18 protein-coding genes and 2 rRNA genes are annotated in these 24,713 nt (G+C 67.7%); 11 read left to right on the forward strand and 9 right to left on the reverse strand.

The genetic code is table 11. From position 1 onward, the window contains the following. Positions 1–4: 4 nt before the first annotated feature. Positions 5–301, reverse strand: a complete 297-nt coding sequence (gene clpS / locus G6N16_RS17985; protein WP_083032888.1) for an ATP-dependent Clp protease adapter ClpS — start codon at positions 299–301, stop codon at positions 5–7. A 154-nt stretch (positions 302–455) separates the two neighbouring features. On the opposite strand from clpS, the gene G6N16_RS17990 reads away from it, so the two are divergent. From G6N16_RS17990 to glgB, 4 genes are all read left to right on the forward strand, one after another. Beyond that, on the forward strand, positions 456–2,429 hold the full coding sequence (locus tag G6N16_RS17990; RefSeq protein WP_234805981.1) for an ATP-dependent DNA helicase: 1,974 nt from the start codon (positions 456–458) through the stop codon (positions 2,427–2,429). Positions 2,430–2,491: 62 nt separating this feature from the next. Continuing rightward, entirely contained in the window at positions 2,492–3,922 is a 1,431-nt protein-coding gene (locus G6N16_RS17995) for a neutral zinc metallopeptidase (protein WP_163787921.1), read from the forward strand. Between the two features lie 93 nt (positions 3,923–4,015). Next, positions 4,016–6,091, forward strand: coding sequence for an alpha-1,4-glucan--maltose-1-phosphate maltosyltransferase (locus G6N16_RS18000; RefSeq protein WP_083033395.1), 2,076 nt, complete (start codon positions 4,016–4,018; stop codon positions 6,089–6,091). A 9-nt stretch (positions 6,092–6,100) separates the two neighbouring features. Next, positions 6,101–8,302: a 1,4-alpha-glucan branching protein GlgB gene (gene glgB, locus G6N16_RS18005; RefSeq protein WP_083033397.1), complete on the forward strand. Its 2,202-nt coding sequence runs from the start codon at positions 6,101–6,103 to the stop codon at positions 8,300–8,302. Between the two features lie 75 nt (positions 8,303–8,377). Here the strand turns inward: glgB and G6N16_RS18010 are convergent, their stop codons facing one another. Both G6N16_RS18010 and G6N16_RS18015 read right to left on the reverse strand, forming a co-directional pair. After that, positions 8,378–9,295 carry a tetratricopeptide repeat protein gene (locus G6N16_RS18010; RefSeq protein WP_083033399.1) on the reverse strand — a complete coding sequence of 306 codons (918 nt, stop codon included), beginning with the start codon at positions 9,293–9,295 and terminating at the stop codon, positions 8,378–8,380. Between the two features lie 66 nt (positions 9,296–9,361). After that, on the reverse strand, positions 9,362–10,540 hold the full coding sequence (locus tag G6N16_RS18015) for an acetyl-CoA C-acetyltransferase (protein ID WP_083033419.1): 1,179 nt from the start codon (positions 10,538–10,540) through the stop codon (positions 9,362–9,364). A 90-nt stretch (positions 10,541–10,630) separates the two neighbouring features. Between G6N16_RS18015 and mce the strand changes: the two genes are divergently transcribed. Then, entirely contained in the window at positions 10,631–11,095 is a 465-nt protein-coding gene (gene mce, locus G6N16_RS18020; protein WP_083033400.1) for a methylmalonyl-CoA epimerase, read from the forward strand. Positions 11,096–11,139: 44 nt separating this feature from the next. On the opposite strand, the gene G6N16_RS18025 is transcribed toward mce, so the two are convergent. Beyond that, positions 11,140–11,442, reverse strand: coding sequence for an Rv1322 family protein (locus tag G6N16_RS18025; RefSeq protein WP_083033402.1), 303 nt, complete (start codon positions 11,440–11,442; stop codon positions 11,140–11,142). 85 nt (positions 11,443–11,527) lie between these two features. On the opposite strand from G6N16_RS18025, the gene G6N16_RS18030 reads away from it, so the two are divergent. Beyond that, positions 11,528–13,147, forward strand: coding sequence for an adenylate/guanylate cyclase domain-containing protein (locus G6N16_RS18030; RefSeq protein ID WP_083033403.1), 1,620 nt, complete (start codon positions 11,528–11,530; stop codon positions 13,145–13,147). On the opposite strand, the gene nucS is transcribed toward G6N16_RS18030, so the two are convergent. After that, the gene (gene nucS / locus G6N16_RS18035; protein WP_083033405.1) at positions 13,148–13,819 is read right to left on the reverse strand and encodes an endonuclease NucS; all 672 of its coding nucleotides are present in this window, start codon (positions 13,817–13,819) and stop codon (positions 13,148–13,150) included. An 84-nt stretch (positions 13,820–13,903) separates the two neighbouring features. Here nucS and G6N16_RS18040 point away from each other — a divergent pair, with 84 nt between their 5' ends. From G6N16_RS18040 to G6N16_RS18055, 4 genes are all read left to right on the forward strand, one after another. After that, positions 13,904–15,523, forward strand: a complete 1,620-nt coding sequence (locus tag G6N16_RS18040; RefSeq protein ID WP_083033407.1) for an adenylate/guanylate cyclase domain-containing protein — start codon at positions 13,904–13,906, stop codon at positions 15,521–15,523. An 82-nt stretch (positions 15,524–15,605) separates the two neighbouring features. After that, positions 15,606–17,090 (forward strand): DNA-3-methyladenine glycosylase 2 family protein, encoded by a 1,485-nt coding sequence (locus G6N16_RS18045; protein WP_083033410.1) that lies wholly within the window; start codon positions 15,606–15,608, stop codon positions 17,088–17,090. Then, on the forward strand, positions 17,087–17,578 hold the full coding sequence (locus G6N16_RS18050) for a methylated-DNA--[protein]-cysteine S-methyltransferase (protein WP_083033411.1): 492 nt from the start codon (positions 17,087–17,089) through the stop codon (positions 17,576–17,578). Before G6N16_RS18045 ends, G6N16_RS18050 begins: the two co-directional genes overlap by 4 nt. A 58-nt stretch (positions 17,579–17,636) precedes the next feature. After that, positions 17,637–17,855, forward strand: coding sequence for a hypothetical protein (locus tag G6N16_RS18055; RefSeq protein ID WP_133053010.1), 219 nt, complete (start codon positions 17,637–17,639; stop codon positions 17,853–17,855). Between the two features lie 6 nt (positions 17,856–17,861). Here the strand turns inward: G6N16_RS18055 and G6N16_RS18060 are convergent, their stop codons facing one another. Next, the gene (locus tag G6N16_RS18060) at positions 17,862–18,365 is read right to left on the reverse strand and encodes a hypothetical protein (RefSeq protein ID WP_133053011.1); all 504 of its coding nucleotides are present in this window, start codon (positions 18,363–18,365) and stop codon (positions 17,862–17,864) included. A gap of 44 nt (positions 18,366–18,409) precedes the next feature. Continuing rightward, positions 18,410–20,323 carry a hypothetical protein gene (locus G6N16_RS18065; RefSeq protein WP_083033416.1) on the reverse strand — a complete coding sequence of 638 codons (1,914 nt, stop codon included), beginning with the start codon at positions 20,321–20,323 and terminating at the stop codon, positions 18,410–18,412. Between the two features lie 131 nt (positions 20,324–20,454). Between G6N16_RS18065 and G6N16_RS18070 the strand changes: the two genes are divergently transcribed. Continuing rightward, on the forward strand, positions 20,455–20,832 hold the full coding sequence (locus G6N16_RS18070; RefSeq protein WP_133053012.1) for a hypothetical protein: 378 nt from the start codon (positions 20,455–20,457) through the stop codon (positions 20,830–20,832). 57 nt (positions 20,833–20,889) lie between these two features. Here G6N16_RS18070 and rrf read toward each other — a convergent pair. Both rrf and G6N16_RS18080 read right to left on the reverse strand, forming a co-directional pair. After that, positions 20,890–21,002: ribosomal RNA gene (gene rrf / locus G6N16_RS18075) — 5S ribosomal RNA — on the reverse strand. Between the two features lie 220 nt (positions 21,003–21,222). Next, positions 21,223–24,325, reverse strand: a 23S ribosomal RNA gene (locus tag G6N16_RS18080). Positions 24,326–24,713 lie beyond the last annotated feature (388 nt).

The raw sequence follows: 24,713 nt of genomic DNA on the forward strand, positions 1-24,713 counted from the left end.
GGGCTCAGCGATCCTGCTGCATGCTGGCCCACAGACCGGCCGCGTGCAGCCGGGCGACGTCGGCCTCCATCGATTCGCGCGCCCCGGCCGAGACCACCGCCTTGCCCTCGTGGTGGACCTGCAGCATCAGCTTGGTGGCGTGCGGTTCGGAGTAGCCGAACACCTTTTGGAACACGTAGGTCACGTAGTTCATCAGGTTCACCGGGTCGTCCCAGACGATGGTCACCCAGGGGGCATCCACGGCGTCGACGTGTTCGGCCTCACGCTGATCGGCCGGCTTGGTCGGTGCGGACGCAGCCATGCCGACAGGATAACGCCGATCGCAACAGCCGATAAGTCCAAGTGTGCGTTAGCGTCACAGGATTGCGCCGCGCACATCCCCCGGACGACGCAAATCCCCCGAACGAGGAGTCACCACGGCCGAGGTAGCGGTAGCCGAGCTGCTCGACGCCGCCGTGGCCGCGCTCGGCGGCAGCCGCCGCGACGGCCAGCGGCAGATGGCCGAGGCCGTCGAGCAGACATTCCGCACCGGCGAGCACCTGGCGGTACAGGCCGGCACCGGCACCGGCAAGTCGCTGGCCTACCTGGTTCCGGCGCTGGCAGCGGCCGCCGACGGCAACGGGCCGGTGGTGGTGTCGACGGCGACCATCGCCCTGCAGCGCCAACTGGTCGACCGCGATCTGCCCCGGCTGACCGAGGCGCTGGCCCCGGTGCTGCCCGACCAGCCGCGGTTCGCGCTGCTCAAGGGCCGCGGCAACTACCTGTGCCTGAACAAACTGGCAACCGGGACCGCCGAACACGAAGAAGACGCCCCACAAGAGGAGCTGTTCTCCCCGGTGGCCGCCGGCGCGCTGGGCCGCGAGGTGATCCGGCTGACCGAGTGGGCGTCGGACACCGAGACCGGCGACCGTGACGAGCTGCGGCCCGGTGTCAGCGACCGGGCCTGGGCGCAGGTCAGCGTCTCGGCGCGGGAGTGCCTGGGACCGTCGCGCTGTCCGTATGCCCTCGACTGCTTCTCCGAGCGGGCGCGCGCGGAGGCCGGGCGCGCCGACATCGTCGTCACCAACCACGCCCTGCTGGCCATCGACGCCATCGCCGACGCGTCGGTACTGCCCGAGCACGCCCTACTGATCGTCGACGAGGCCCACGACCTGGTGGACCGGGTGACCGGGGTGGCCACCGGCGAACTGACCGCCACCACGCTGGGCACCGCCGTGCGCCGGGGCGGTCGCCTCGTCGACGCCGAGATCTCCCAGCGCCTGGACGCCGCAACCGCGACGCTGCTGGCGTTGATGCACGACCTGGAGCCGGGCCGCATCGACATCCTCGACGAGGAGCTCGGCACCGCGCTGACGGTGCTGCGCAACGCCGTCAACGCCGCCCGCTCGTCGATCGACACCGCGCCGTCGGACCCCAAGGCCGCCGCCGCGCGGACCGAGGCCGTCGCCGCGCTGGCCGATGTCGGCGACACCGCCGACCGGATCCTGGCGTCGTTCGGCCCGGCCATCGCGGACCGTTTCGATGTGGTGTGGCTGGATCGCGACGAGATCCGCGGGAGCACCAGGGTCACGCTGCGCGTCGCGCCGCTCAGTGTCGCCGGGCTGCTGCGCTCCCGGCTGTTCGCCGACACCACCACCGTGCTGACCTCCGCGACGCTGACCCTCGGTGGCTCGTTCGACGCGATGGCCCGCGCCTGGGGCCTGGCCGACACCGGGTCCGAGGCGGCACCGCGCTGGCGGGGCCTGGACGTCGGGTCGCCGTTCGACCACGCGAAATCCGGCATCCTCTACATCGCCGCGCAGCTGCCCGCCCCGGGCCGCGGCGGGCCCGACAGCCCCGAAGCCGCCGCCCAGTTCGACGAGATGGCCGAGCTGATCGACGCCGCCGGTGGCCGGACGCTGGGCCTGTTCTCCTCCACGCGGGCGGCCAGGGCCGCCGCGGAGGCGATGCGCGAAAGGCTGGACACCCCGGTGCTGTGCCAGGGCGAGGACGCCACCGCGCTGCTGATCGAGAAGTTCGCCGAGAACCCGGAGACGTCGCTGTTCGGCACCCTGTCGCTGTGGCAGGGCGTCGACGTGCCCGGGCCGTCGCTGTCGCTGGTACTCATCGACCGGATCCCGTTTCCCCGGCCCGACGATCCGCTGCTGACGGCCCGGCAGCGCGCGGTCACCGCCCGCGGCGGCAACGGCTTCATGGCCGTGGCGGCGAGTCACGCCGCGTTGCTGCTCGCCCAGGGGGTCGGCCGGTTGCTGCGGCGCGCCGACGACCGCGGGGTGATCGCCGTGCTGGACTCCCGGCTGGCGACGGCCCGCTACGGCGGCTTTCTGCGCGCGTCGCTGCCGCCGTTCTGGACCACCACCGACGGCGAGCGGGTCCGCGGCGCGCTGCGCCGGCTGCGCGGCGCGCCGGAAACGCCGGGTGGCCAATGAGGACCCCGCCCGGCGCCCGGGAACTATCGTTACCGTTTTCCCGGCGTCGAGAGGGGGCGGCCATGCGCCGATCCGTCCTGTGCGCCGCGCTGGCCGCCGTCCTGGCGGTGTCGGGGTGCACCGAGCGGGTCGACGGGCAGGCCGTCTCGGTGTTCGCCGACCCGTTCAAGGTCGCCGGGATGCCCGCCACCGACGGGCCGACTGGGCTGCGGGAGAACCCCAACCCGCCCACCCGCACGGTGGAGGGCACCGACCACGGCCAGATCGACCTGATCGGTGCGCAATCGGTCAGCGATATCGAGCAGTACTGGGAGTACGCGTTTGCGGACCTGACGACGGGCACCTTCAGCCCGGTCGGCACGGTGTATTCCTGGGACGCCCGGCAGTACGCCGGGCAGTTCTGCACCAGTGACACCTACGGACTGGTCAACGCCGGGTTCTGCCGGGTCGACGACAGCATCGGCTGGGACCGAGGGGTGTTGTTCCCCGCGCTGCGCAAGACCTACGGCGATATGGCGATCACCATGGTTCTGGCCCACGAGTACGGCCACGCCGTGCAGAAACAGGCCCAGCTGGTGGGCCGCAGCACGCCGGTACTGGTCGCCGAGCAGCAGGCAGACTGCCTGTCCGGGGCGTACATGCGCTGGGTGGCCGAGGACCGTTCGCCGCGTTTCACGCTGTCCACCGGCGACGGCCTCAACGACCTGCTGCTGACCATGATCTCGTTTCGGGATCCGCTGCTGAGCGAGGCCGACGTGGCAGCCGGCGGCACCGGTGACGAGCACGGCTCGGCGTTCGAGCGGATCTCGGCGTTCCAGTTCGGCTTCACCGACGGCCCCGCGGTGTGCGCCTCCATCGACGCCCAGGAGATCAAGGCCCGCCGCGGCAATCTGCCGCACGAACTGCAGCAGAACCAGACCGGCGACTGGCCGGTGACCGAGGAGTCGATCCGGGCGGTCTTCGACGCGATGACCATCCTGTTCCCGCTGGACAAACCGCCCACCATGAGCACCCAGGCGTCCGACGCGGCGACCTGCTCCGATGCCCGGCCGAGTCCGCCGGCGTCGTTCTGCCCGGCCACAAACACCATCTACGTCGACGTGCCCGGGATGCAGAAACTCGGCACCCGCGCCGACGACGTCAGCACGCTGTCCGGTGACAACACCGCCTATTCGGTGCTGATGTCGCGCTACCTGCTGGCGCTGCAACAGCAGCAGGGCCTGTCGCTGGACCGCGCCGAGACCGCGCTGCGCACCGCGTGTCTGACCGGGGTGGCGACCGCCAAGCTCGCCCCCGGCGTCGACACCCCCGGCGGGCACACTCTCAAGCTCGCCGCGGGTGATCTCGACGAGGCGGTGGCGGGTCTGCTGGCCAACGGCCTGGTGGCCAGTGACACCAACGGCGACACCATCGCCGCTGGGTTCTCCCGGATCGCGGCGTTTCGCGCCGGAGCGCTCGGCGACCAGGGGCTGTGCCTGCGCCGCTACCAGTGAGCCGTCGCACTTGCTGCGCCGGGCGCGCCGCCGCGCACTACGGTGGGTTCGGGACGGTATTGGTTGAGCACCCGACGAGAACGGAGCCCCAGGTTGCCCGGTCGCATCGAAATCGATGAGGTTTCCCCGGTGGTGTCCTGCGGCGAGTATCCCGCCAAGGCCGTCGTCGGCGAGGTCGTCGCCGTGCGTGCGACGGTGTGGCGCGAGGGCCACGAGGCCGTCGCCGCCACCCTGGTGGTGCGCTATCACGGTCCGCACTATCCGCAGTTGGTATCCGCCCCCGCCGGGCTGGTGCTGCCGGACGCCCCGGCACCACAGCCGGACACCGACCGGGTCAAGCCGTTGTCGGTGCCGATGGTCGCGGGCGGGCAGCCGGACACCTTCGAGGCGCTGTTCACCCCCGATGCTGTCGGGCTGTGGACGTTCCGGGTGGACGGCTGGGGTGACCCGGTGACCGGCTGGCGCGCCGCGGTGACCGCCAAGCTGGCGGCCGGCCAGTCCGAAGCCGAACTCGACAACGACCTGCTGGTCGGCGCCACGCTGCTGGACCGGGCGGCGGCCGGGGTTCCGCGCGGCTCCCGCGAACCGCTGCTGGCGGCGGCCACCGCCCTGCGCACTCCCGGTGACCCGTACACCCGCTCGGCGCTGGCATTGTCGGAGCAGGTCGCCGAGTTGCTGCGGCGCCATCCGCTGCGCGAGTTGGTGACCCGCGGCAAACGCTTCGGGGTGTGGGTGGACCGGCCCGCGGCCCGGTTCTCCGCCTGGTACGAGATGTTCCCGCGCTCGACCGGCGGTCGCGACGACGCGGGCAACCCGGTGCACGGCAGTTTCGCCACCGCGGCCGCGGCGCTGGAGCGGGTGGCGCAGATGGGCTTCGACGTGGTGTACCTCCCGCCGATTCACCCGATCGGGAAGGTGCACCGCAAGGGCCGCAACAACTCCGTGACGGCGGTGGCCGACGACGTCGGGTCGCCGTGGGCCATCGGCAGCGACGAGGGCGGTCACGACGCCGTGCATCCGCAGCTGGGCACCATCGACGATTTCGACGACTTCGTGGCGACCGCGGCCGGGCTCGGCATGGAGGTGGCCCTGGACCTGGCGCTGCAGTGTGCGCCGGATCACCCCTGGGCCAAAGAGCACCGGCAGTGGTTCACCGAACTGCCCGACGGCACCATCGCCTACGCGGAGAATCCGCCGAAGAAGTACCAGGACATCTACCCGCTGAACTTCGACAACGATCCCGCCGGCCTCTACGGCGAGGTGCTGCGGGTGGTGCTGCACTGGGTTTCCCACGGCGTCAAGATCTTTCGGGTCGACAACCCGCACACCAAGCCGCCGAACTTCTGGGCCTGGCTGATCGCCGAGGTCAAGGACCGCCATCCCGAGGTGCTGTTCCTGTCCGAGGCGTTCACCCGCCCGGCCCGGCTCTACGGGCTGGCCCGGCTGGGGTTCACCCAGTCCTACAGCTACTTCACCTGGCGTACCGCCAAGTGGGAGATCACCGAGTTCGGTGAGCAGATCGCCGAGCACTCGTATGAGGCCCGGCCGAACCTGTTCGTCAACACCCCCGACATCCTGCATGCGAGCCTGCAGCACGGCGGCCCCGGTATGTTCGCCATCCGGGCGGCGCTGGCCGCCACGCTCAGCCCGCTGTGGGGTGTGTATTCCGGGTTCGAGCTCTACGAATACCAGCCGCTGCGTGAGGACTCCGAGGAGTACCTGGATTCGGAGAAATACGAGCTGCGGCCCCGCGATTTCGCCGCGGCACTGGACCGCGGCCAGTCGCTGGAGCCGTTCATCGCCCGGCTCAACGAGATCCGCCGGCTGCATCCGGCGCTGCACCAGCTGCGCACCATCTGCTTCCACCACGTCGACAACGACGCCCTGCTGGCCTACAGCAAGTTCGATCCGGCCACCGGCGACGCGGTGCTGGTGGTGGTGACGCTCAACGCATTCGGGCCCGAGCAGGGCACACTGAGCCTGAATCTGGCAGCCCTGGGCATGCACCCCTACGACCGGTTCTGGGTGCGCGACGAGGTCACCGGAGCGGAATATCAATGGGGCGAACACAATTACGTTCGCCTCGAGCCGCAACACGCCGTGGCGCACATCGTGAACCTGCCGCACATTCCCGTCGAGACCCGCGACCGGCTCTACCGCGACCGCTAGGAGGATCCGATGAGCCAGATCGATTCCAGCCCGGCCCTGCGCCCCGAGGCGTCGGAGCTGCGCCGCCTGCTCGACGGCACCCACCACGACCCGCACGCCATTCTCGGCGCGCACCCCGAGGGGCGGCGCACCATCATCCGGACGCTGCGCCCGCACGCCACCGCGGTGTCGGCGCTGATCGGCGGCCGGGAGTATCCGCTGGACCATGTGCAGGGTGGCCTGTTCGCCGCCGCGGTGGACATCGCCGATCTGATCGACTACCGGTTGCAGGTCAGCTATCCGGGTGCCGACGGCGTCACCGATGTGCACGTCGTCGCCGACGGCTACCGGTTCCTGCCCACCCTCGGCGAGGTCGATCTGCACCTGTTCTCCGAGGGCCGCCACGAGCGGCTCTGGGAGGTGCTCGGCGCGCACCCGCGCAGCTTCACCACTCCGGACGGCGCCGTCGAGGGCGTCTCATTCGCCGTGTGGGCGCCGAATGCCAAGGGCGTCAGCCTGATCGGCGAGTTCAACGGCTGGAGTGGCAACGACGCGCCGATGCGGACCCTGGGCTCGACCGGGGTGTGGGAGCTGTTCGTCCCCGGCTTCGCCCCCGACGGTCTGTACAAGTTCCGGGTGCACGGCGCCGACGGGTCGGTCACCGACCGGGCCGACCCGATGGCGTTCGCCACCGAGGTCCCCCCGCACACCGCGTCGCGGGTCACTCAGAGCCACTACCGGTGGAACGACGAGGACTGGCTGACCGGGCGGGCGAGCCGCAACCCGGTGTTCGAGCCGATGAGCGTCTACGAGGTGCACCTGGGGTCCTGGCGCCCCGGCCTGAGCTACCGCGAGCTGGCCGCGCAGCTGACCGAATACGTTCTGGCCCAGGGGTTCACCCATGTGGAGATGCTGCCGGTCGCCGAGCATCCCTTCGGCGGCTCGTGGGGCTATCAGGTGACCTCGTACTACGCGCCGACGTCGCGGTTCGGCAGCCCCGACGACTTCCGCTTCCTGGTCGACACCCTGCACGGCGCCGGCATCGGGGTGATCATGGACTGGGTGCCCGCGCACTTCCCCAAGGACGCCTGGGCCCTGGGCCGGTTCGATGGCACCCCGCTCTACGAGCACGCCGATCCCCACCGCGGCGAACAACTCGACTGGGGCACTTATGTTTTCGACTTCGGCCGGCCTGAGATCCGCAACTTCCTGGTGGCCAACGCACTGTACTGGTGCCAGGAGTTCCACATCGACGGGTTGCGCGTGGACGCCGTCGCGTCGATGCTCTATCTGGACTACTCCCGTCCGGCCGGCGGCTGGACGCCGAATGTGCACGGCGGGCGGGAGAACCTGGAGGCCGTGCAGTTCCTGCAGGAGATGAACGCCACCGTGCACAAGCTCAACGCGGGCGTCGTCACGGTGGCCGAGGAGTCGACGTCCTGGCCCGGCGTCACCCGACCCACCAGCCTTGGCGGGCTTGGATTTTCGATGAAGTGGAACATGGGCTGGATGAACGACACGCTCGGCTACATCGGCCGCGACCCGATCCACCGCAGCTTCCACCACAACGAGATCACCTTCTCGATGCTGTACGCGTTCAGTGAGAACTATCTGCTGCCGGTCAGTCACGACGAGGTGGTGCACGGCAAGGGCACCCTGTGGAGCCGAATGCCGGGCAACGACCACCAGAAGGCCGCCGGGCTGCGCAGTCTGCTGGCCTATCAGTGGGCCCACCCGGGCAAACAGCTGCTGTTCATGGGCCAGGAGTTCGGCCAGCGCGCCGAATGGTCGGAGGAGCGCGGCCTGGACTGGTTCCAGCTCGCCGAGCACGGCTTCTCCGGTGGTATCGCCCGCTTCGTCCGCGATCTGAACACCGTGTACCGGCAACACCCCGCACTGTGGTCCCAGGACACCCGCCACGAGGGCTACTCGTGGATCGACGCCAACGACTCGGCGAACAACGTGCTGAGCTTCCTGCGGTTCGGCGCCGACGGTTCGATGATGGCCTGCGTCTTCAACTTCTCCGGCTCCGAGCACGCCGCCTACCGGGTGGGACTGCCGCGGCCGGGCCGCTGGCGCGAGGTGCTCAACTCCGATGCCACCGGCTACAACGGGGCCGGCGCGGGCAACCTGGGCGGTGTGCAGGCCGTCGGGCAACCGTGGCACGGTCGCCCGGCCTCGGCGCCGCTTACCCTGCCTCCGCTCTCGGCCATCTGGCTGACGCCCGAGTAGCGGTTCGGCGAGTGCCGGCGGAGCCGGACCGACACCGGGACCGCTCGCAAATAATCACCAGCGGTTCGGCGAAGCTCAGTACAGCGCGCTGGCCAGATCCCGCCGGGCCCGGATGACGTCCGGGTCAGCGGGGTCGAACAGCTCGAACAGCTCCAGCAGCCGGGCCTTGACCCGGGCGCGATCGTCACCGGCGGTGCGCTTGACCGCGGCGATCAGCCGACCGAAGGCGCCGGCGGCGTCCTGGGACAGCAGCTGCACGTCGGCGGCGGTCAGCGCTGCCTCCAAGTCGCCGGGATCGGCGTCGGCGGTCGCGATGACGTCTGGGTCGGCGGCGCTGGCCCGGATCAGCCAGTCGACCTGGCGGATCGCGGCCTTGGCCTCGGCGTGGTTGGGATCGGCATCCAGGATCGCCTGGTAGGACGCACGAGCGGCCAGGAACTCCCCGGCGTCGAGCTGGTCACGGGCGGCGGCCACCGCCGGGTCCACCTGCTCGGGCTCGGCGCCCGCGGCTCCGGGCAGCTTGCCCGCGGTGGCCTCCAGCAGCGCGTCCACCCACTTGCGCAGTTCGGCGACGGGCTGGGTGCCCTGGAAGCTGGCGATCGGCTGACCGCCGGCCAGCGCGACGACGGTGGGGATGGCCTGCACCCCGAAGGCCTGCGCCACCCGCGGGGTGGTGTCGACGTTGACCAGCGCCAGCGACCAGCGGCCGCCGTCGGCGGTGACCAGCGCGCCGAGGGCCTCGGCCAGGGCGATCGCCGCGTCGCTGCGCGGCGACCACAGCAGCACCACCACCGGCACCTGGTTGGACCGGACCAGCACGTCCGGCTCGAAGTTGGCCTCGGTCACGGCGACGGCGGCACCCAGGCCGGCGGCGGTGTCCTCACCGGTCTGCGGCGCGGGCGGCTGCGTCGCGCGCTGCTTGAGGCCGGACAGGTCGACGGCACCGGCCATGGAGGCGGCCATCGCGGGTCGGGAGGGACGGGGTCGGGTCACGCGCCCAAGTCTGTCACGCCGCCGCGGGGCCCGGCCACACCACCGCCGGGCCTCCCTCGGCCTGCGTCAGCGGCGAACGATCAGGGCGTCGCCCTGACCACCGGCACCGCACAGCGCCGCCACGGCGTACTTGCCGCCGACGCGCTTGAGCTCCAACGCGGCGTGCAGCACGATGCGGGCGCCGGACACCCCGATCGGGTGCCCCATCGCGATGGCGCCGCCGTTGGGGTTGACCCTTGCCGGATCCACGCCCAGCTCCCGGGTGGAGGCCAGCGACACCGCGGCGAACGCCTCGTTGATCTCCACCACGTCGAGCTGGTCGACGGTGATGCCCTCGCGGGCGATGGCCTTCTTGATGGCATTGGCCGGCTGGGACTGCAGGGTCGAGTCCGGACCGGCGACCACCCCGTGGGCACCGATCTCGCACAGCCACTCCAGGCCCAGTTCCTCGGCCTTGGCCTTGCTCATCACGACGACCGCGCACGCGCCGTCGGAGATCTGCGACGCCGACCCGGCGGTGATGGTGCCGTCCTTGCGGAAGGCCGGACGCAGCTGCCCCAGCGACTCGGCGGTGGTGTCCGCGCGAATGCCCTCGTCCTCGGCGAACACGATCGGATCCCCCTTGCGCTGCGGGATCTCGACCGACACCACCTCTTCGGCGAACACGCCGTCCTTCCAGGCGGCCGCGGCCTTGCGGTGGGATTCGGCGGCGAACTCGTCCTGCTCCAGGCGGGTGAACTTGTCCTCGTCGTTGCGCTGTTCGGTCAGCGCACCCATCGGCTGGTCGGTGAAAACGTCGTGCAGGCCGTCGTAGGCCAGGTGGTCCTTGACCACGACGTCGCCGTACTTGTAGCCGGCGCGGGAATCCAACAGCAGATGCGGCGCCTTGGTCATGGACTCCTGGCCACCGGCGACGACGACCTCGAACTCACCGGCGCGGATCAGCTGGTCGGCCAGTGCGATCGCGTCGATGCCGGACAGGCACATCTTGTTGATGCTCAGCGAGGGCACGTCCCAGGGAATACCCCCGGCGACGGCGGCCTGACGCGCCGGCATCTGCCCGGCGCCGGCACAGAGCACCTGGCCCATGATCACGTAGTCCACCAGTGACGGGGAAACACCAGCCTTCTCCAGGGCGGCCTTGATCGCGATCCCGCCGAGGTCCGAGCCGGAGAAATCCTTCAGCGAACCGGAGAATCTCCCGATCGGGGTACGGGCACCAGCAACAATCACCGACGTCGTCATCGACATATCCTCCACAGCCTGGGTTTCGGGGCCGACCCGGAACCGACCCGGCCCGCGTCGCAATATCGGCCCTCAGGTTACCGTTAGGCCATGAGCACCGATCAGGTTGATGCACGTTCGGCCCTGACCCCCGACCTGGTGACGGCGATCGACCACGCCGGCATCGCCGTGCCGGACCTGGACGCCGCCAAGGCCTTCTACGTCGAGCAGCTCGGCATGGAGGTGCTGCACGAGGAGGTCAACGAGGAGCAGGGCGTGATCGAGGCCATGCTCGGCGTGCGTGGCACCCCGGCCGGCAGCACCCAGATCCAGCTGCTGGCGCCGCTGAACGAGTCGTCGACCATCGCCAAGTTCATCGACCGCAACGGCCCGGGCCTGCAGCAGCTGTGCGTACGCACCAGCGACGTCGACGCTCTGTCGGATCGGCTGCGCGCCGCCGGAATTCGGCTGCTGTATGACACCTCCCGCCGCGGCACGGCCGGCGCCCGGATCAACTTCATCCACCCCAAGGACGCCGGCGGGGTGCTGATGGAGCTGACCCAGCCCGCGGGCTAGTCACAGACCCCCGTTCGGTCCCAGCTTCCCCTCGCTGAACCGACCTAGGACCACCGGCGCGTCGGCCCCCGGTCGGCACGTTTGACCCAGCACGGCGAATGCCAGTGCCGGCGGTCGTCGACACCACCGGTCCCCCGATCGGCCGGCCACACCACCACGTGGGCCACTCCCGGGCGGATCTCGTGGTCGCAGCCTGGGCAGCGGTAGACCTTGGTGGCGCGTGACGCGGGGATCTTCTGCACCCGGTAGTCACCGCCGTCGTGGCCGGTTTCGACGACGGGATCGGGGCGCACGCTGCGACCGGCGGCCGGCGTCGGTGGCCGCGCGCGGGAATGTCTGCGCGCCATGTCCGCAGCCTATCGGGCACGGCGCGTGCGTGTCCGCGGCCGATCGACCTCCCACCCGGGGCACCCCGATTAGGCTGTCGCCTTGATGGATTCCCGAAATACGTTGGCACAGCGACTGGGTCACCTGCTGGAGCGGGTGACCCGGCAGAGCGGTCGGCTGCTGCCCGAGACGTCGGCCTACGGCTCCTGGCTGCTGGGTCGCGAGACCGAGCGCCCGGAACAACGGCGTGTCCGCATTCAGGTGATCCTCACCGGATTCCTGTTGATCAACAATCTTCTCGCCATCGGCGTGACCGCCCTGCTGGTGATCGTGGCGTACCCGAATCCGAACGTCTTCACCGCCGCACCGCGCTGGGTGACGCTCGGGTTGGCCCCCGCCTACTGCATCGGCGCGCTGGTGATCGGCTCGACCGTGCTCACCCGCCACGGACTGAAGGTGCTGAACTGGGCCATCGAGCAGCAACCACCCACCGCCGAGGATCTGCGCGCCACCATGCTCGCCCCGTGGCACGTCGCGGTGGTGCACATGATCGGGTGGGGACTGGGCGCCGTCGTGCTCACCACCGCCTACGGCTACTACGACACCTACTTCATCCCGCGGTTCCTCGGCGTGATCGTGGCGGTCGGGGTGATGGCCGCCAGCTTCTCCTATCTGGTCACCGAATTCACCCTGCGGCCGGTCGCCGCGCAAGCGCTGGTGGCCGGGGAGCCGCCGCGGCGACTCGCCCCGGGCGTCATGGGCCGGATCATGACGGTCTGGATGCTCGGCGCCGGCATCCCGATCATGGGTATCGCACTGTCGGCGTTCTTCGCCCTGATCCTGCGGAATCTGACGCTGACGCAGTTCACCGTGGCGGTGTTGCTGTCCTGCCTGGCCGCGCTGGTCTTCGGGTTCACCCTCATGTGGGTCGCCGTCTGGATCACCACCACCCCGATCCGGGTGGTGCGCGCCGCGCTCAAACGCGTCGAGGAGGGCGACCTGGACACCACCCTGGTGGTGTTCGACGGCACCGAGCTCGGGCAGTTGCAGCGCGGCTTCAACTCCATGGTGCACGGGCTGCGAGAGCGCGAGAAGGTGCGCGACCTGTTCAGTCGGCACGTCGGCCGCGAGGTTGCCGAGGCCGCCGAGGCCGCGACCACCGGCGAGATGACCCTGGGCGGCGAGGAACGCGACGTCGCCGTGCTGTTCATCGACATCATCGGCTCGACCATGCTGGTCAGCGGGCTGGCGGCGTGGGAGGTCGTCGCCCTGCTGAACCGGTTCTTCGCCGTCATCGTCGACGAGGTCGAGCTGCGCCACGGGTTGCTCAACAAATTCCAGGGCGACGGCTGCCTGGTGGTCTTCGGGGCTCCCAACGACCTTGAGCACCCCGAGGATGCGGCCCTGGAGACCGCCCGCGCGGTCTCCATCCGGCTGGCCCTCGAGGTCCCCGAGGTCGAGGCCGCGATCGCGGTGACCGCCGGCGATGTCGTCGCGGGCAATGTCGGGGCCCGGGAACGCTTCGAGTACACCATCATCGGCGAGCCAGTGAACGAGGCCGCCCGGCTGTGCGAGCTGGCCAAGACCGCACCCGGCCGGCTGATCGCCTCCGCCGACGCGGTCCGCGGCGCCTCCGAAGCCGAACAGGCGCACTGGACATTCGGCAATCGCGTCAGGCTACGCGGGCTGGAAGATCCCACCCAGCTGGCCACCCTGGTTCAGTAGTCAGAACAGCCGGTACTCGTTGCTGTCCATGCCCCGCATCTGATCGTAATCCAAGGTCACACAGCGGATCCCACGATCCTCGGCCAGCGTGCGGGCCTGGGGTTTGATCTGCTGCGCGGCGAACACCCCGGCGACCGGCGCCAGCAGGCTGTCCCGGTTGAGCAGGTCGAGGTAGCGGGTCAGCTGCTCGACGCCGTCGATCTCCCCGCGGCGCTTGATCTCCACCGCGACCGACGTGCCGAGTTCGTCGCGGCACAGCAGGTCGACCGGCCCGATCGCGGTCGGGTACTCGCGGCGCACCAGCGTGTACCCCGCACCGAGCAGTTCGACGTGTTCGGCCAGCAGCGCCTGCAGGTGGGCCTCCACCCCGTCCTTCTGCAGACCCGGGTCCACGCCGAGTTCGTGCTGAGAGTCGTGCTCGATGTCCTCCAGGGTGATCCGCAGCTGCTCGCCCGCCTTGTTCTCCACCACCCAGACCGGGGTCGCCCCGTCGTCCGCCTCGGTGAGCCAACATGGCGGGCTCATCCAGTTCAGTGGTTTGTAGGCGCGGTCGTCGGCGTGCACGCTGACCGAGCCGTCCGCCTTGATCAGCAGCAGCCGCCGGGCGGAGGGCAGATGGGCGGTCAACCGGCCGACGTAGTCGACGGTGCACTGGGCAATCACGAGGCGCACCCGGACGAGCTTAGGGCACCCGTGACCGGACGCCGTCGCCCGACCGAACCACCGGGGTTCGTGCGGCGGATAGGCTGCCCAACGATGAGTGACGACCCGGAACCGGAGCGGCGCGTCGACCGCCTGCTGGAGCGCGCGACCCGGCAGAGCGGGCGGCTGACCTCGTCGCCCGAGTATGGCTCCTGGCTGCTCGGCAGTTCCAGCGAGAGTCCGCGCCGGCGCCGCGTCCGCATCCAATTCCTGCTGACGGTCGCCCTGATCACCTCGAACCTGGTCGGTATCACCGTCGCCATCCTGCTGATCACCATCGCGCTGCCGGAGCCGTCGGTGTTCCGCTCGGACGTGTGGTGGATCGCCGTCATCGTCACGCCGGCCTACATCGTGGCGGCGCTGGCCGTCGGCACCGCCTGGGTGACCGGGCGCACCGTGAAGGCGCTGAGGTGGGCAACCGAGGGACACCCGGCAACCCGCGCCGATCAGCGCCGCACACTGGCCACCCCCCTGCGGGTGGCGCTGATGAACCTGGTGCTGTGGCTGATCGGGACGGCCCTGCTGACCCTGCTCTACGGCCTGCACGATCCGCGTTACATCCCGAACGTCGGCTTCGTCATGCTGTTCTGCGGGATCGTGGTGAGCGCGGCCTGCTATCTGTTCACCGAGTTCGCCCTACGCCCGATAGCCGCGCGGGCACTGCAGGCCGGGCGCCCCCCGGGCCGGCTGCCGTCCGGGGTGACCGGCCGGATCATGAGCACCTGGCTGTTCACCACGGCGATCCCGGTGGCCGGGACCATGGTCACCGCCCTGTTCACCATCATGATCCACCAGCTCACCGCCACCCAGCTGTCGGTCACCGTGCTGTTCATCGGCGCCTTCGCGCTGACCTTCGGGTTCCTGCTGATGTGGGTCGCCTCCTGGCTGATCTCCACCCCGGTCCGGGTGGTGCGTCAGGGGATGGCCCGGGTGGAGGAGGGCGACCTGACCCCGACCCTGCAGGTGTTCGACGGCACCGAACTCGGCGAGCTGCAGCGCGGCTTCAACGCCATGGTGGCGGGGTTGCGGGAACGCGAACGGGTGCGCGACCTGTTCGGCAGGCACGTGGGTCGCGACGTGGCCGCGGCCGCCGAGGCTCAGGACGTGGAGCTCGGCGGCGAGGAACGCTTTGCCGCCGCGCTGTTCATCGACATCATCGGGTCCACCACGATGGTGTCCAACCGTCCGCCGACCGAGATCGTCGACCTGCTCAACCAGTTCTTCGCCATCGTCGTCGACGAGGTCAACGGTCACCAGGGCTTTGTCAACAAATTCGAGGGCGACGGCTGCCTGGCCGTGTTCGGCACCCCGAACCAACTGGACTGCCCCGCCGATGCCGCGTTGGCCGCGTCCCGGTCGATCGCGGCGCGGATCCGCACCGAGTTGTCCGGCGTCCACGCCGGCATCGGGGTCGCCGCCGGCATCGTGGTGGCGGGCAATGTCGGGGCGCACGAGCGCTTCGAGTTCACCGTGATCGGCCCGCCGGTCAACACCGCCGCGCGGCTGTGCGAGCTGGCCAAGTCCACGCCCGGGAAGCTCCTGGCCGCCGCCGATACCGTGCGCAGCGCCGGCGCCGCCGAGCAGGCGCACTGGAGCTTCGGCGACACCGTCACGCTGCGCGGCCAGCACCACGAGACCGTCCTCGCCCTGCCCCGCGACGGCGACGACCGCTAGCGGCCTCGTCAGGTCCGGCGACCGGGACCGTCATGTCGGTTTTCCGCTAGTAATCGCTTCCGGACCGTGCCAGGCTGGCAGTGTGCACCAGGATTTCGACCGCTGCTACCGCGCCGTCGGTTCGCGCGACGCCCGGTTCGACGGCTGGTTCGTCACCGCCGTGTCCAGCACCGGAATCTATTGCCGCCCAAGCTGCCCCGCCCGTACCCCGCTGCCGGCCAACGTCTCGTTCTTCCCGACGGCGGCGGCCGCGCAACGGGCCGGTTACCGGGCCTGCCGGCGCTGCCGTCCCGACGCCTCCCCCGGTTCACCGGCCTGGTCTGTGCGCGACGATCTCGTCGCCCGGGCCATGCGGCTGATCGCCGACGGCACCATCGACCGCGAGGGGGTTCCCGGGCTGGCGGCCCGGCTCGGCTACACCACCCGACAGGTGGAGCGGGTGCTGTCCGCTGAGCTCGGTGCCGGTCCGCTGGCTCTGGCCCGCGCGCAACGCGCCCAGACGGCGCGGCTGCTGACCGAGTGCACCGACCTGGCGTTCGGCGAGGTCGCGTTCGCGGCCGGGTTCGCCAGCATCCGGCAGTTCAACGACACCGTGCGAACGGTATTCGGCTGCCCGCCGAGTGAACTGCGCCGCCGCGCGGCGATGATCCCGGCTGCCGACTCGGCCGGTGCCATTGCCCTGCGGCTGCCGGTGCGCCGGCCGTTCTCCTACTCGGGGCTGTTCGGGCACCTGGCGGCCACCGCGGTGCCCGGCGTCGAGGAGGTCCGCGCCGGGACGTTTCGCCGCACCCTGCGGTTGCCGAACGCCACCGGCATCGTCGCGTTGAGGCCGCGCCAGGATCACGTCGCCTGCGTGCTGAGACTGGCCGACTTCCGGGATCTGCCGATCGCGGTCGCGCGCTGCCGTCGCCTGCTCGATCTGGACGCCGACCCGATACCCATCGCCGAGACACTGGCCGGTGATCCCGCGCTGGCGGGCGCCATCGCTGCCGACCCGGGCCGCCGCCTTCCCCGGACCGTCGACGAACATGAACTGGCGATCCGGGTGGTGCTCGGCCAGCAGGTATCCGTCCGCGCCGCCGGAACGCTGGCCGCGCGACTCGCCTCCACCCGGGGTTTGCCGATCACCGATCCCGACGGCGGCCTGACGCACTGCTTCCCGACGGCCGCCGAGATCGCCTGCCTCGATCCGAATGACCTCTCGATGCCCGAATCCCGTCGGCGAACCGTGCTGGCGCTGGCCGAAGCACTGGGCAACGGCGCCATCCCGCTGGGGCCGGGCTGCGACTGGGCCGCGACCCGCGCCCGGCTGATTGAGCTACCCGGGATCGGGCCGTGGAGCACCGAGCTGATCGCCATGCGGGGACTCGGTGATCCCGATGCCTTCCCGGCGTCGGACCTCGGTGTCCGTACCGGGGCCCGGATTCTCGGATTGCCCTCCGGCGCAGCCGTTCTGGCCACACGTGCCCAGAGCTGGCGACCCTGGCGGTCCTATGCCACCCAGTACCTGTGGGGCGCGGCCGCGTCGCATCCCATCAATCAATGGCCCCCGAAGGAGGCGGCATGACCAGCTACCGCATCATCGACAGCCCGATCGGCCCGCTCACCCTGGCCGGTGACGACGGGACGCTCACCCATCTGCGGATGGTCGACCAGACCTACGAACCGGACCGCGACGACTGGATCCGCGACGATACCGCGTTCGCGACGGCCGTCGAGCAGCTGGACGCCTACTTCGCCGGGGACCTGCACGAGTTCGACATTCCAATGGCCATGGACGGCACGGAGTTCCAGCGGCGGGTGTGGCAGGCGCTGTGCACCATTCCCTACGGCGAGACCCGGTCCTACGGCGAGATCGCCGCGCAGATCGGGTCTCCCGGCGCATCACGGGCCGTCGGACTGGCCAACGGGCACAACCCGATTGCCGTCATCGTGCCGTGCCACCGGGTGATCGGCGCCAACGGCAGCCTCACCGGCTACGGCGGTGGGCTCGACCGTAAGAAGCTCCTGCTGGCGCTGGAACGTGAATCGTCGCAGCCCGCGCTGTTCGACTGATCCCGATGACCATCTTCGATTCGCTGCCCACGCACCGCCCGGGCGTGGTGTGCTCGCGGTGCGCACCGACGGAATCGCGACGGGGTCCGGCCCTCCTGTCGGGCACCGGCACGATCTGTATCTGGCACTGGATCCGACCCGGCCCGAAGGCCCCGGCGCCGGACGGCTCATCGTTGCGGAGTTCAGGGTGCAGGAGGCGTTCCGCGCGACATACCGTGCGGACCTCGCCGAGCTCGGCGACGGCCTCTACCACGGTTACCTGGGATCCCGGCGCTGAATCCGATCAATCGTCGGTCCCGACAACCAGCGCCAGCTCGCCGGCCTCCCGGTCCAGCAGGACGAACTCGGTGAAGTGGAAGTTGATTTCGTAGTCGACGCGGCGGTCCTTCGGCAGACGCGCCAACCGGTAGACGGCCGTCGCGCGCCTCATCCGGGAGTAGACCTGCAGCTCCAGTTCCTCGCGCTGCTGATCGTCCAGCTTCCAGTAGTACTCGGCCCAGCCACGTAGCTCCGCCGATGCGTCGGCCGCATTCGTGGCAACGAAATCCGAAACACGCATCTGTTCAATGACGTAAGGGCCGTGGAGCACTCCGCAATTCCTGGCCTCGGGCCCGCAGTAGCCGTCGCGGTAGTACGACGATTTCAGCAGACACGCCAGTGCGGACGCATCGTCCACTTCCACGGACAGCCCGAACAGCTTCATGTGCACCCACTGGTAGGTGCCGTTGGAGAAGTTGACGAAGACCGAGTCCCGGTACGGCAGCATCCCATCGGCGGTTCTTGACATCGTGCCTTTCTCCTGCACCCGAGGGTCCGCGGTCTCGTCGGCCGTCAGGACAACAAGAACAGTTCGTTGGAGAAATCCGCTGAACTGGAGCACCAGAGCGCGGTGCCCCCGCCGAAGGCCAGCACCCGGTTGCGCGGGGATTCACCCTGCCGGCACGGACTGGCCACCATGCTGACATCGGCTCCCTGCGCGGACAGCGACACCACGGTCAGCGGGGCAGTCTGGGGCACCGACCCGCTCACCGGGTGCGGGTCGCGGTAACCGGCCGCGGTGAGCCAACTGTTGGTGAGCGCCCCGTGGTTGACGGGCACCAGCATCCCGCCGTAGTCGACGTTCTGTTGCAGGGACGGGTAGGACAATCGCGGTACCTCGAGGCCCAGGTCGGTGACCCGAAGCACGGTCGACTGGGTGGGGTAACCGACGTCCATGACCACCAGTCGGCGGTCGCGCCGGACAGCCAGGACGGTGTAGCTGTAGAAATCGGCTTTGAGCACCGCGGTGATCACGTACCCGTCCGGGGCCGACGGCGCAGTGAGGGTACCGGTGACCTCGGAACGCAATGCCAGACCGCCGGCATCCACCACGCCGATCACCCGGACCTCCCCCGACGTGTCCAATATGACGGGCCGCTCGTCGGCTATGCCCGTGGAGACCGCCGTGTCCTCCACCGGCTCACCCGAGTCCAGGGCAAAGGTCAGCAATCGCGAATCGTCGGTGCCGCCGCAACCCTGCACCACCATCGCCAGTGCCTGACTGGCCTTGCGGGTGAGGTGCACGTCGGTGGGAACACGGCAGTCGGCTTTCCACGGTTGGGTGCCATCCCCAGCGGCGCGGAATTGCCGGCTCGACGTCGGTGTGCCCGTCGCGGCGTCGATCATCACCAGGTCGGTACCCACAATCAACCCGGTGTCTTCGAATCGGCTCGCCGAAACCAAGGCCGCGAAGACCCAGCGCCAGTCGTTGCCGTAGGTTCGACCGCCGGCGGCCGACACCAATTTTCCGAAAGCATCGCTGCTCCAGGCGATCCGGCCGGTTGCGGCTTCGATCCCGTACGTGAGGGTCACCGGCCCCTTCGACGCGGTCTGCACCAGCAACCAGGGACCGTCGCGCTCGTACCGCAAATCCGGGCCGAAGGCGTAACTCACCGCCGACGGGAACTCGACCGTCCACAGGGTCCGTCCTTCGGGGCCGTAGGCGCGCAGAACCCGATCCGCGGCGACGGCCACCCCACCCGTCAGGGGCACGACGGCAGAAATCTTCCCGCCCGACGCTGGCGACGGATCCACCCGCACCACCCGGAAGATCCCCGATGGCCCCGAGCTCGCATACATGGCGGTCGACGCCGACGCCGCGGGACCGGGCTTGGTCCGCGCAATACCGACCATCCCCACCGCGGCCACGCATACGGCAGTCAGCACCGCCACCGAGGCCGTCGACCGCAAACGCCATCCGTCCAACCCGTCGCGACGTGCGCCGAGGATGATCCCGACCACCGTTACCGCGCACACCAGGCACACCCACCGGAACCCGAACCGCAGGTCGGGGACTTCCGGCAGATCCCGCACGGCCTCGACGCCCGCAACCGCGACGAATACTCCGCTCCCGCGCAGCGCGACCACCACCCCTGTCGCACTCAGAATCACCACTGCGGCGACGACGGCGCGTGCCCGGCGGCCCGGGAGCCACTTCGCCACCGCCACCCGGGCCACCGCCAGCAGCAGCGTGGCCACCGCGACGACGAGGGCCCAGCGGCCGACGGTCGCTCCGGTCCACCAGGAACCACCCGATCGGTACCACGACGGCGCGGCCCCCAGCATCCGGAGACCGACGGCGACCGCCCCAATCCCTGCGCCGACGAGGCACCCGGCCCGCAGCCACGGTCGATGGTCCGGCGAAACGTCATCGTTGTCGTCGTCCTTCGGCTCCGTACCGTTGGCGTCAGCAGATTCGGGCTCCACGCCCCAATCGTGTCACCCGTTCCCCGCAGCCCTCGTCACCAATCAGCCTGCCGGTAGTTTCGCTGTGACTTCCCTGTGATAGTGCTAGCCTCCGAAAAGGGACGCTGGGGAGGCGTCAGAAATGGGGAACCATGAAGGCTTTTCGAATCGCGGTGGCGGCCACGATGCTCTCCGGAGCAGCGATCGGACTCGCCTGTCCTGCCAACGCAGCGCTCGACGCCGGAACCTACAAAATGAAGATCACGTCGACCAACCAACCCCGTGATTTCAAGGTGGGCAGCGGGCAATACTGGAACGCCGAGGACTGTGGCCAGGACTGCCGGCACGTCACCATCCCCAACGGGGACGTCCCCTACGACTTCCAGCGAAGCGGTTCGACCTGGACCGCCGTCAATCCGAACCCTCCGGTCGGACCTGGTTTCACAGTCACGGTTGACGACAATTCCCTGGCCGGTTCGATGGCCTATGCGGACGGCGCTCAGTTCGGTTTCCAATTGACCAGGAACTGACCGGCAATAAGACATCCAATTACAAAACCCCCCGTTTTTGCGGGGGGTTTTGTGTGTGTTCGGCGGTGTCCTACTTTTCCACCCTGTTGGGCAGTATCATCGGCGCTGGTAGGCTTAGCTTCCGGGTTCGGGATGGGTCCGGGCGTTTCCCTGCCGCTGTGGCCGCCGTAACTCTATTTTATTGTATCTGGTGTCGTGGTGGTGGGTGGCGCGGCCCCGTTTGTGGGGGGTGCTGCCGGCCCGGTTGTCACCGTGGTCACCATTGAAGTGTGTTTTTGGTGGTGGGGTGTGGGTGGTTTGTGGTGGTTGCGAGACAGTGTGTCTATGTTTTCGTCATTGGTTTTGGCTTACATTTGTTCCCGGTCCGACCCTTTTGTGGGGGTTGGTGGGTGTTGTAAGTTTTCGGCCGGTTAGTACCAGTTCCCTGAACACCTTGCGGTGCGTGTAGGTCTGGCCTATCGATCCCGTGGTCTGCGGGGGGCCTTATCCCTCCTAGAGGGTGAGAAGCCTGGTCTTGGAGAAGGTTTCCCGCTTAGATGCTTTCAGCGGTTATCCTGTCCGAACGTAGCCATCCAGCGATGCCCCTGGTGGGACAACTGGTATACCAGAGGTTCGTCCGTCCCGGTCCTCTCGTACTAGGGACAGGTTTCCTCAAGCTTCTGACGCGCGCGGCGGATAGAGACCGAACTGTCTCACGACGTTCTAAACCCAGCTCGCGTGCCGCTTTAATGGGCGAACAGCCCAACCCTTGGGACCTGCTCCAGCCCCAGGATGCGACGAGCCGACATCGAGGTGCCAAACCATCCCGTCGATATGGACTCTTGGGGAAGATCAGCCTGTTATCCCCGGGGTACCTTTTATCCGTTGAGCGACACCCCTTCCACTCAGAGGTGCCGGATCACTAGTCCCGACTTTCGTCCCTGCTTGACGTGTAGGTCTCGCAGTCAAGCTCCCTTGTGCACTTACACTCAACACCTGATTGCCGTCCAGGTTGAGGGAACCTTTGGGCGCCTCCGTTACATTTTAGGAGGCAACCGCCCCAGTTAAACTACCCACCAGGCACTGTTCCTGAACCGGATATACGGTCCGAGGTTAGAGGTCCAATACGATCAGAGTGGTATTTCAACAATGACTCCACCCACACTGGCGTGCGAGTTTCACAGTCTCCCACCTATCCTACACAAACCGTACCGAACATCAATACCAAGTTGTAGTGAAGGTCCCGGGGTCTTTTCGTCCTGCCGCGCGTAACGAGCATCTTTACTCGTAGTGCAATTTCGCCGAGTCTATGGTTGAGACAGTTGAGAAGTCGTTACGCCATTCGTGCAGGTCGGAACTTACCCGACAAGGAATTTCGCTACCTTAGGATGGTTATAGTTACCACCGCCGTTTACTGGGGCTTAAATTCTCCGCTTCACCTTTAACAGTTAACGGGTCCTCTTAACCTTCCAGCACCGGGCAGGCGTCAGTCCGTATACATCGTCTTGCGACTTCGCACGGACCTGTGTTTTAGTAAACAGTCGCTTCTCACTGGTTTGTGCCACCCCCCACCGCTGCCCACCGCAAGGGTGTTGACAGTAGGGGGTCCTCCTTCTCCCGAAGTTACGGAGGTATTTTGCCGAGTTCCTTAACCATAGTTCACTCGTACGCCTTAGTATTCTCTACCTGACCACCTGTGTTGGTTTGGGGTACGGGCCGTGTGTTGGCTCGCTAGAGGCTTTTCTCGGCAGCATAGGATCACCGAATTCGCCTCAATCGGCTATGCATCACCTCTCAGGATTAATGAAACCCGGATTTGCCTAGGTTTCTCCCTACAGGCTTGCCCCAGTACAACCACTGACTGGTACGGCTACCTTCCTGCGTCACCCCATCGCTTGACTACTACCCGCCTGGGTCCCGCGCAGTAGCGGACTCCCGAAGGAGACCATCACCAGCCTTTTGGGCGGTTAGCAAAACGGATTCATCAGGGACGCTCACACACGGGTACGGGAATATCAACCCGTTGTCCATCGACTACGCCTGTCGGCCTCGCCTTAGGTCCCGACTCACCCTGGGCGGACTGGCCTGCCCCAGGAACCCTTGGTCTTTCGGCGGGCAAGGTTCTCACTTGCCTTATCGCTACTCATGCCTGCATTCTCACTCCCACACCCTCCACAACTCGTTCACACGGCTGCTTCACCGGATGCAGGACGCTCCCCTACCCAATACTTACGTATTGCCGCGGCTTCGGCGGTGTGCTTGAGCCCCGCTACATTATCGGCGCACAATCACTTGACCAGTGAGCTATTACGCACTCTTTCAAGGGTGGCTGCTTCTAAGCCAACCTCCTGGTTGTCTTCGCGACTGCACATCCTTTTCCACTTAGCACACTCTTAGGGGCCTTAGTACGATCTGGGCTGTTTCCCTCTCGACGCACGGAGCTTATCCCCCGCCGTCTCACTGCCACACTTACACGTACCGGCATTCGGAGTTTGGCTGACGTCAGTAACCTAGTAGGGCCCATCGGCCATCCAGTAGCTCTACCTCCAGCACGCAACATGTGACGCTGCACCTAAATGCATTTCGGGGGAGAACCAGCTATCACGGAGTTTGATTGGCCTTTCACCCCTACCCACAACTCATCCCCTCAGTCTTCAACCTAAGTGGGTTCGGGCCTCCACGCGGTCTTACCCGCGCTTCACCCTGGCCATGGGTAGATCACTCCGCTTCGGGTCCAGAACATGCCACTACACCCCTTACGGGGATACGCCCTATTCAGACTCGCTTTCGCTACGGCTACCCCACACGGGTTAACCTCGCGACATGCCCCTGACTCGCAGGCTCATTCTTCAAAAGGCACGCCATCACCCCACGTTAAAAACGAAGGCTCTGACGGATTGTAAGCGCACGGTTTCAGGTACTATTTCACTCCCCTCCCGGGGGTACTTTTCACCATTCCCTCACGGTACTAATCCGCTATCGGTCACTGAGAAGTATTCAGGCTTACCGGGTGGTCCCGGCAGATTCACAGCAGATTCCACGGGCCCGCTGCTACTCGGGAACCAACGACAACAGAGTTCGAGTTTTCACCTACCGGGCTCTCACCGTCTACGGCAGACCATCCCAGGCCACTTCGACTAACACGAACTTTTCTCACTGCTGCCCAGATCGGCGGATCTGAGAACGCTGGCCCCACAACACCGCATGCACAACCCCCGCCGGGTATCACATACACACGGTTTAGCCATCCTCCGCTTTCGCTCGCCACTACTCACGGAATCACAATTGTTTTCTCTTCCTACGGGTACTGAGATGTTTCACTTCCCCGCGTTCCCCCCCGACACCTATGTATTCAGTGCCGGGTGACACGACATCACTCGTGCCGGGTTTCCCCATTCGGACATCCTCGGATCACAGCTCGGTTGACAGCTCCCCGAGGCTTATCGCAGCCTCCTACGTCCTTCATCGGCTCCCAGTGCCAAGGCATCCACCATGCGCCCTTAAACACTTACAACACAAAACAAACCAAGAAAAATGAGAAAAAAGAATCACACTACAACAAACCACACCAACCAACACTGACGAAAAACCATCCCCCACAAAGAGACAGCCCCGCCAGAGCCGGCCACATCGTGCGGCTTGATGCTCGCAACCACTATCCACAAATCAAACACCACACCCCACCACCAAGCAGGGCGACAATCAGAACCCCCAACCAACAGTCAGGGACCAGCACCCACCACACCCAAAAAAACAGGGGGCGAGCCTGCGGGCCTGTTGCCTCAGGACCCAACAGTGTGTTCAGCGACCCCAGCCCCACGTTCCCGTAGACCAGGCGACACCCCCGAAACCGGGACGTGCCTCAATGTTTGTTGTGCACCCACCAGAATCCCACTACAGAA

It is taken from the genome of Mycolicibacterium insubricum, from assembly GCF_010731615.1.
Lineage (GTDB): Bacteria > Actinomycetota > Actinomycetes > Mycobacteriales > Mycobacteriaceae > Mycobacterium > Mycobacterium insubricum.